Genomic DNA, 6,839 nt, shown 5'->3' on the forward strand with positions numbered 1-6,839 from the left:
CGCGAAGTCGGAATGGTGGAATCTGCGGCAAGCTGTCCGTGATTTCCTGGTGTGATCTCCAGGTAGCGCCGGCCGAGTGCGGTTTCGACCTTGATTGCAACGGAGGTGTCGTCACCGAGAGTAACGGAACCACCGTCGACGTCGAACTCGACGTCCACTTTGCCTTCGCCAAGTGAAATCAATGTCACTTCACCGACTTTCACTCCAGCTATCTGAGTCGAGTCGCCCACGGCAAGGCCACTGGCATCGGCGAACTCGGCGCGATATGTCGTTGCTCCGTTGAATCCGGGTATCGACTTGACGTTCAACGCGAGGAGCAGGCCTCCGATCAAGAGTGCCGTCCCGATGAGACCCATCCGAAAGGCGTCGCGTTCGAGGAATGATTTGCCGATCATCACCGACACCTTTCTGCGGGCGCCGTGAACATCGGTGTCATACCGCCCGGCCCGGGTGCGTACTTGACTGCGAGGCCGCACACGAAGAAGTTCACGAAGCTGCCGTACCCGGCAACGCGTGAGATGAGCCGGTAGTTCTCCGGCAATGTCGACAGCACGAGGTCGATCGTCTCCGTGTTCGCGTTCAGGTTTCCTGCGAGATCGCCGAGCGCGACCACGTCCTCCGCGATCGCAGGACGATTTTGCTCTAGCACCCCGGCCAGGGTGTCGGTCACGCGATCGATGCTCGTCAGCGAATTCGTTATCTGGTCACGATCGCCGTCGAGGCCCTCGACGAGCCTCTGGAGCTGATCGATGAGCAACGAGAACTGTTCACTGCGGTCGCTCACCGTCCCGACGACCGTGTTGAAGTTGCTCACCACCCGGCCGATCGCCTGATCTCGATCCGCCAGGGAGTTGCTGAGTGCTCCGATCTGGGCGACCAGGCGGCCGATGCTCTCCTCCTGGCCGTTGAGCACCTCTATCAGCGACGTCGTCAGCTGATTGGTCCGATCGGGGTCGAGGCCTTGAAGCAGGGGCCGGAAACCGTTGACCACCTGATCGAGATCGAGCGCCGGTGTGGTCTGCTCGATCGGAATGGGACCCTCGAGTGCGCTGATGGCGCCTGCTCCGTTCGACAGCTCCAGGTAGCGGTCACCGATCAGGTTCTTGTACCTGATCGCCGCGGTCGTTCCCGCCGTCAGCCGGCGTTCGGTCGAAAGGGAGAACGAGACGACAGCGGTGCCGTCGGGGGCCACCTCGACATCCTCGACCTTGCCCAGCGGCACTCCGCCGACCTTGACGTCCTCACCGTTGCCGAGTCCCGAGGCGTTCGCGAAGACCGCTTGATAGGTGTGTGTGCTGCCGAACCGCATGTTGCCGACCACGGTGGCCACGCCGAACCCGGTCAGTGACGTGACGAGGACGAAGGCGAGCAGCTTGATTCCCGGACCCCTCGTCATCAACCTTCACCTCCGAACATGAGCTGGGCAAACGGATTACCGACAAGGTCCTCCATTGTCCGGGCGGGTCGGTACGCGTCGCTGCCGTCGTCGAACGGAGTGTGGCCGGGAGGTTGTTCCGGGTCGTAGCACCGCGGTGGGCCGTCTGCGCCGTTGCGCGGCGCGTTCTCCGGGTAGGTGTATGGAGGGTCGCCCATCAGCAGTGTCCCGAGGATGTTCAGGCCCGGCTGATCGCTGCCGCCGACCGTGCGTTCGAGGAACCGGTTGGCCTGATCCAGATCGGCAAGGAAGCACGGGTACATCGGGGCGTGTTGCGCGAGCAGCGCAGTCGTCGGTTCGAACGCATCGAGTGTCGATTCGAGGGAGACTCCGGCGGCCTCGAACAGGCTATGCCCGCTGTTCCCGAAACCGCTGAAGCTGAGAAGGAATGCGTTGAACTGCTGTTCCTTTTCGGTGATCGTGTCACTGGTTGCGCTCACCCGGTCGATCGTTCGGAGGAGGTCGGGAGCGGCGTCGGCGAGGACATCGGCGACCTCGGCGCCCTTGACCAGGTCGCGCTGGAGAGTGGGGAGGCTGCCGTTGAATTCCGACAGATAGGTGTCGAGCTCGACCATCATGTCGCCGAGGTCCCCGCCGCGCCCCTGCAGGGCGGTGGACAGTGCGTTCAGGGTGGCATTGACCTTCTGCGGCTCCACCGTCCGCAGGACCGTGACGAGTGAGTCCAGGAGGTCGTTGACCTCGGTGGCAACGCCGGTACTCCGGACGACCGAACCTGCCGACACCGATGTTGCCGAGGGGTGTTCCGGCCGGATCAGTGTGACGAACTTCCGCCCGAACAGGGTGGTCGGGTCGATCACGGCCGTGACATTCTCGGGTATCGCCCGAGTGTGGTCACGGTCGATATCCAGGGCGATCTCGGCCTGACCGTCGACCAGGTGGACACTCGATACCCGTCCGACGACGACATCACGCATCTTGACGTCCGAACCGGGTTCGAGCATCAGTCCCGACCGCGCCGAGTACAACGTGACCGGAACGGTCGACGTGAACGATCCGCGATAGGCGCCGACACACACAACTGTGGCGGACGCCATCAGCGCAACCAGGCACACGCCCAGCAGTACGTAGGCGAGGCGGCTCCGTTCTTCGAGGTGGCCACCCATATCAGCCCGACACTTTCACGGCGCCGGCGGATCCGCCGTAGACAGCGATGCCGATGAGCAGATCGATGACCATGATCGCGATCAGCGAGGTGCGAACGGCACGACCGACCGCGACGCCGACGCCGGCGGGGCCGCCCGTCGCGTTGTAGCCGTGGTAGCAGTGCACGCACATGACCACCACGGACATGGCGACGACCTTCACCATCGACCACGCGACGTCGCTGGGAACGAGGAACACGTTGAAATAGTGCTGGTAGGTCCCGCTCGCTTCGCCGAGGAACTCGGTAACCAGCTGGGTGGCAACATATCCCACGAACAGTGCGACCGCATACAGCGGAATCACCGCGATGATCCCCGCGGCGACACGCGTCGTGACGAGGTAGGGGAGCGACGGAATCGACATCGTCTCCATCGCGTCGATCTCCTCGCTGACACGCATGGCACCGAGCTGCGCGGTGAAGCCCGCGCCCACCGTTGCTGTCAGGGCGATACCCGCGATCACGGGGATCGCCTCGCGGGTATTGAAGAAGGCCGAGATGAAGCCGGAGAGCGCGCCGATCCCGATGCGGCCCAGTGAGGTCACTCCCTGCTGGCCGACCTCGTAGCCCACCGCGGTCGTGAGAAGGGCAACGACGACAAGGGTTCCACCGATGACGGCGAGGGCGCCGGTGCCCATGCTGACCTCGGCGAGCAACCGGATCGTCTCCTTCCGGTAGCGCCTGATCGTGCGCGGGATGGAGGCGACGGTGTGGGTGTAGAAGTGGAACTGCCGCCCCATCTCCTCCAAATAGCCGACCGGTGCATCGACCGCGCGTAGCGCGAGCGCTGCACCCCGGGGTCTCGAGCCGGTGGCCCGAGTTGCTTTCGACACGAAAATCTCCTGGTGACAGCCGACTGTGCGGCGTTGTGGAGCGCTGTCAGTGCAGCGCGAGAGTGGTGATGACCGAGTTGGCAAGGAACAGGAGCAGGAAGCTGAACACGACGGTCTGGTTCACCGCGTCTCCCACCCCTTTCGGTCCGCCCTTCGCATTCAGGCCGAGATGGCATGCGACGAGTCCGGCGAGCATGCCGAAGACAGCGGCCTTCACCTCGCTGATGAGGAAGTCGTCGAGACCGGTCAGAATCGAGATCGAGGTGACGTACTGGCCTGGTGACGCACCTTGCATATACACCGTCGCGATGTACCCGCCCACCAGGCCGACGGCTGAGACAAGGCCGTTGAGGAACATGGCGATCAGTGTCGATGCCAGTACCCGCGGCACACAGAGACGTTGAATCGGGTCGATGCCCAACACCTTCATCGCATCGATCTCCTCGCGGATCGTTCGCGAACCCAGGTCGGCGCAGATAGCGGTGGAACCCGCCCCGGCAACTACGAGAACGGTTACGACCGGGCCGATCTCGCGAATGATGGCCACGCCCGCCCCGGCACCGCTGAGATCGACCGCGCCGATCTCGGCGAGCAGGATATTGATCTGGTAGACGAACATCATGCAGAAGGGGATCGCCATGAGCAGCGCCGGCATGATCGAGACACCGGCGATGAACCACGCCTGCAGAACGAATTCGCGGGCATGGAAGGGGCGTTTGAACATGCACCGGAACGTCTCCATCGACGTCGCGTAGAACGCACCGGCTGCCGTCGGTGCGACCCGGAGGTTCCTTCCGATGGCGCTCACCCTCAACGGTCGGCCGTCTACAGACATCGAACAGCCCTTCTCGCAACGATCGGTTCATCTCGAGGATGTGGATCTGGCCATTTCGTGCAACGGCCCTCGGCTTCCGAGGCCTGCACTCGTACACGGAGATGCTAGTTGTATGAGGCCATGACGTTGGTGACACCGGTCCGGAGTTTGCTCGCGGGCGGCCGGTTACCGACGGCAGTATGCGGACGATGGTAGTTGTAGTGCACATTCCACACCTGTAGTGCCTCGGCGCGTTGCTGCTCGCTGGTCCAAATACGGGCGTAGAGGAACTCCTCGGCGAGGATGCGGTTGTAGCGCTCCACCTTCCCGTTGTGGCGTGGCGTGTACGGGGTGATCCGCTGATGCCGACCACCGTGCAGCACCTTCGCGAAGTCCTTCGCGCGGTAACACGACCCGTTGTCGGTGACGACCCGATGGATGTGCGTGATGCCGTGGGCGGCGAAGAACACCCGTGCTCGGTGCATGAACCCGATTGCCGTCACGGCCTTCTCGTCGGATAGCGCCTCGGTGTAGGCGAGGCGGGAGAACCCGTCGACCGCCGAATGAAGATAGACGTACCCGGCGCGGGCACCGGCGGACTTGGTGCGCTCGACCTTCTTTGCCTGGTCGCTGCCCCGACCGTGGACCCTCCAGCCACCGCCGTCTGGGATACGTCCGACCTTTTTGATGTCGACGTGCACCATGTGCCCGGGCCAGCGGGCGATGATTCGGCGTGGTTCCCGGTTGTTCTCGCCGTTCGGGTCGAGGAACTTCCGGCGGTTCAGGCCGAGGTGAGCCAGGTGCCGGCTGACGGTGCGCACCGAGATGGTGATGCCGTCGGCGGCGAGTTCGTGGGCGATCCGGGCGGCGGACCACTTGTGGGTCCGCCGCAGTGTCTCGATCCGTGCCACGGTCCCTGCCGGTGTGGCGGTGGGCTGGTGGTGCGGAACGCTGGGCCGGTCGAGTAGGCCGAGTTCGCCGTGTTCGCGGTAGCGCGCCATCCATTTGCTGGCGCAGGCTCGGGAGATCCCCATCTCGGCGGCGACGTGGGAGATCGGGCGGGTCTGGCAGCGCTGCACGAGACGGCGACGACCTTCGACGGACAGCGGGGCGTTACGGTGGAGCATGGACGGGTTCTTTCGGTCGGCGGATGAGTTGGTGGTACTTCCCATCCTGCCGTTGGAAGGCCCGTCTGAGGTTCCCCCCGAAATGTGGACACCGAGTTCGCGGGACACCGGTCCCGCTGGAAGGATGTCCGTATGCCACCTCGCAAGCGCCGGTCGTTCACCGCCGAGTACAAGGTCGAGGCCGCCCATCGGGTGATCGATTCCGGCCGCACCATCGCAGAGGTCGCCCGGGAATTGGGCCTGAACGAGAGTTTGTTGGGTGAGTGGGTCAAAGTCGAGCGGCGCAGGATCGCCGCCGCCGAGACCCACGGAGAGAAACCCCTGGACGCGGCCGAACGCGCCGAGCTACTACGACTGCGGCGGCAGGTCAGCGAACTCGAGAAGGACAACGCCTTCCTGGTAAAAGCTTCGGCGTACTTTGCCGCACTGCAGAAGAATCGACCCGGTTCGATCTGATGGTGAAGTACGCCGGCCCCGATGACATCGAAGAGACCGCCGGCACGACCGCGCCGGAAGGTGAGCGCTTTTCGATCACGCGGATGGCACGGCTGCTGGCAGTATCCACATCCGGCTACTACCAGCACGTCAAGCGCAGAGCCGCCACGGTGTTGACGCCGCGGCAACAGCGCCGCGCCGACCTCGAGGTCAAGATCATCGATGTTCACAAGGAATCGAAGGGAACCTACGGATCGCCGCGGGTCACCGCCGAATTACGGTCCCGCGGTGAGGTGGTGAGCACGAAGACGGTAGCCAAGATCATGGCCTCGATGGGCGTGGAGGGCATCAGTCCGCGCACGTTCAAGATCAAGACCACAGTGGTCGATCCACAGGCGTCGTTCCCGCCGGATCTGATCGACCGGCACTTCGACCAGGGCAGGGTCGATGCGGTCTGGCTCACCGACATCACCTATCTCACCTGCGGTGAGGGAGACATGTTCTTGTGTGCCATCCGCGATGGTCATTCCCGGAAAGTGTTGGGATACAGCGTTTCCGATCATATCGGCGCCGAGATGGTCACGACGGCCATCGATCGGGCCGTGGCCACGCGCGATGGACAGTGTCGTGAGACGATCCTGCATTCGGACCGAGGTGGGGAATACACGGCCCACCTGACTGCGGCGTCGTGTGTCCGGCACGGCTTGCGTCGGTCGATGGGTGAGACCGGGATCTGTTGGGACAACAGTCCATCCGAATCGTTCTGGTCGACGTTCAAGCACGAGGAATACTATCGGCACGTCTATGCGACGAAGTTCGATCTCGTTGCTGCAGTTGACAGATGGATTGGCTTTTACAACACTGTTCGACGGCACTCGGCCGTGGGGATGGACAGTCCCGACGGTTACGAGAAGTCGCTCCAGGCGGCAGTCGTCTGAAGCATGTAATCCCCTTGTCCACCATTCGGGGGGAACCTCAGTCCGCCTTCTTCAACCCCTCGTGCTGGTGTCTACAACGTCATGGCCCGCAACAG

8 protein-coding genes are annotated in these 6,839 nt (G+C 63.5%); 2 read left to right on the forward strand and 6 right to left on the reverse strand.

Annotation, left to right across the window (positions count from 1 at the left end):
* The 6 genes from RZ1_RS28945 to RZ1_RS28970 all read right to left on the reverse strand — a co-directional run.
* Positions 1 to 395 (reverse strand): MlaD family protein (locus RZ1_RS28945; protein WP_139282064.1); only part of this gene is annotated, 395 nt, incomplete at its 3' end.
* Positions 395 to 1,396 (reverse strand): MCE family protein, encoded by a 1,002-nt coding sequence (locus tag RZ1_RS28950; RefSeq protein WP_072816333.1) that lies wholly within the window; start codon positions 1,394 to 1,396, stop codon positions 395 to 397. The genes RZ1_RS28950 and RZ1_RS28945, both read right to left, overlap by 1 nt.
* Positions 1,396 to 2,559, reverse strand: a complete 1,164-nt coding sequence (locus RZ1_RS28955) for an MCE family protein (RefSeq protein WP_072816335.1) — start codon at positions 2,557 to 2,559, stop codon at positions 1,396 to 1,398. Before RZ1_RS28955 ends, RZ1_RS28950 begins: the two co-directional genes overlap by 1 nt.
* A 1-nt stretch (position 2,560) precedes the next feature.
* Positions 2,561 to 3,337 (reverse strand): MlaE family ABC transporter permease, encoded by a 777-nt coding sequence (locus tag RZ1_RS28960; protein ID WP_238071992.1) that lies wholly within the window; start codon positions 3,335 to 3,337, stop codon positions 2,561 to 2,563.
* A gap of 139 nt (positions 3,338 to 3,476) precedes the next feature.
* Positions 3,477 to 4,265 carry an MlaE family ABC transporter permease gene (locus RZ1_RS28965; RefSeq protein ID WP_072816339.1) on the reverse strand — a complete coding sequence of 263 codons (789 nt, stop codon included), beginning with the start codon at positions 4,263 to 4,265 and terminating at the stop codon, positions 3,477 to 3,479.
* A gap of 104 nt (positions 4,266 to 4,369) precedes the next feature.
* Positions 4,370 to 5,371 carry an IS481 family transposase gene (locus RZ1_RS28970; RefSeq protein WP_072816341.1) on the reverse strand — a complete coding sequence of 334 codons (1,002 nt, stop codon included), beginning with the start codon at positions 5,369 to 5,371 and terminating at the stop codon, positions 4,370 to 4,372.
* A gap of 132 nt (positions 5,372 to 5,503) precedes the next feature.
* Here RZ1_RS28970 and RZ1_RS28975 point away from each other — a divergent pair, with 132 nt between their 5' ends.
* Positions 5,504 to 5,827 (forward strand): transposase, encoded by a 324-nt coding sequence (locus tag RZ1_RS28975; RefSeq protein ID WP_072816344.1) that lies wholly within the window; start codon positions 5,504 to 5,506, stop codon positions 5,825 to 5,827.
* The gene (locus RZ1_RS28980) at positions 5,827 to 6,744 is read left to right on the forward strand and encodes an IS3 family transposase (RefSeq protein ID WP_072816343.1); all 918 of its coding nucleotides are present in this window, start codon (positions 5,827 to 5,829) and stop codon (positions 6,742 to 6,744) included. The genes RZ1_RS28975 and RZ1_RS28980 overlap by 1 nt, the downstream gene beginning before the upstream one ends.
* Positions 6,745 to 6,839: the final 95 nt, after the last annotated feature.

This window comes from Rhodococcus zopfii NBRC 100606 = JCM 9919, assembly GCF_001895025.1.
In the GTDB taxonomy this organism is placed as follows: Bacteria; Actinomycetota; Actinomycetes; order Mycobacteriales; family Mycobacteriaceae; genus Rhodococcus; species Rhodococcus zopfii.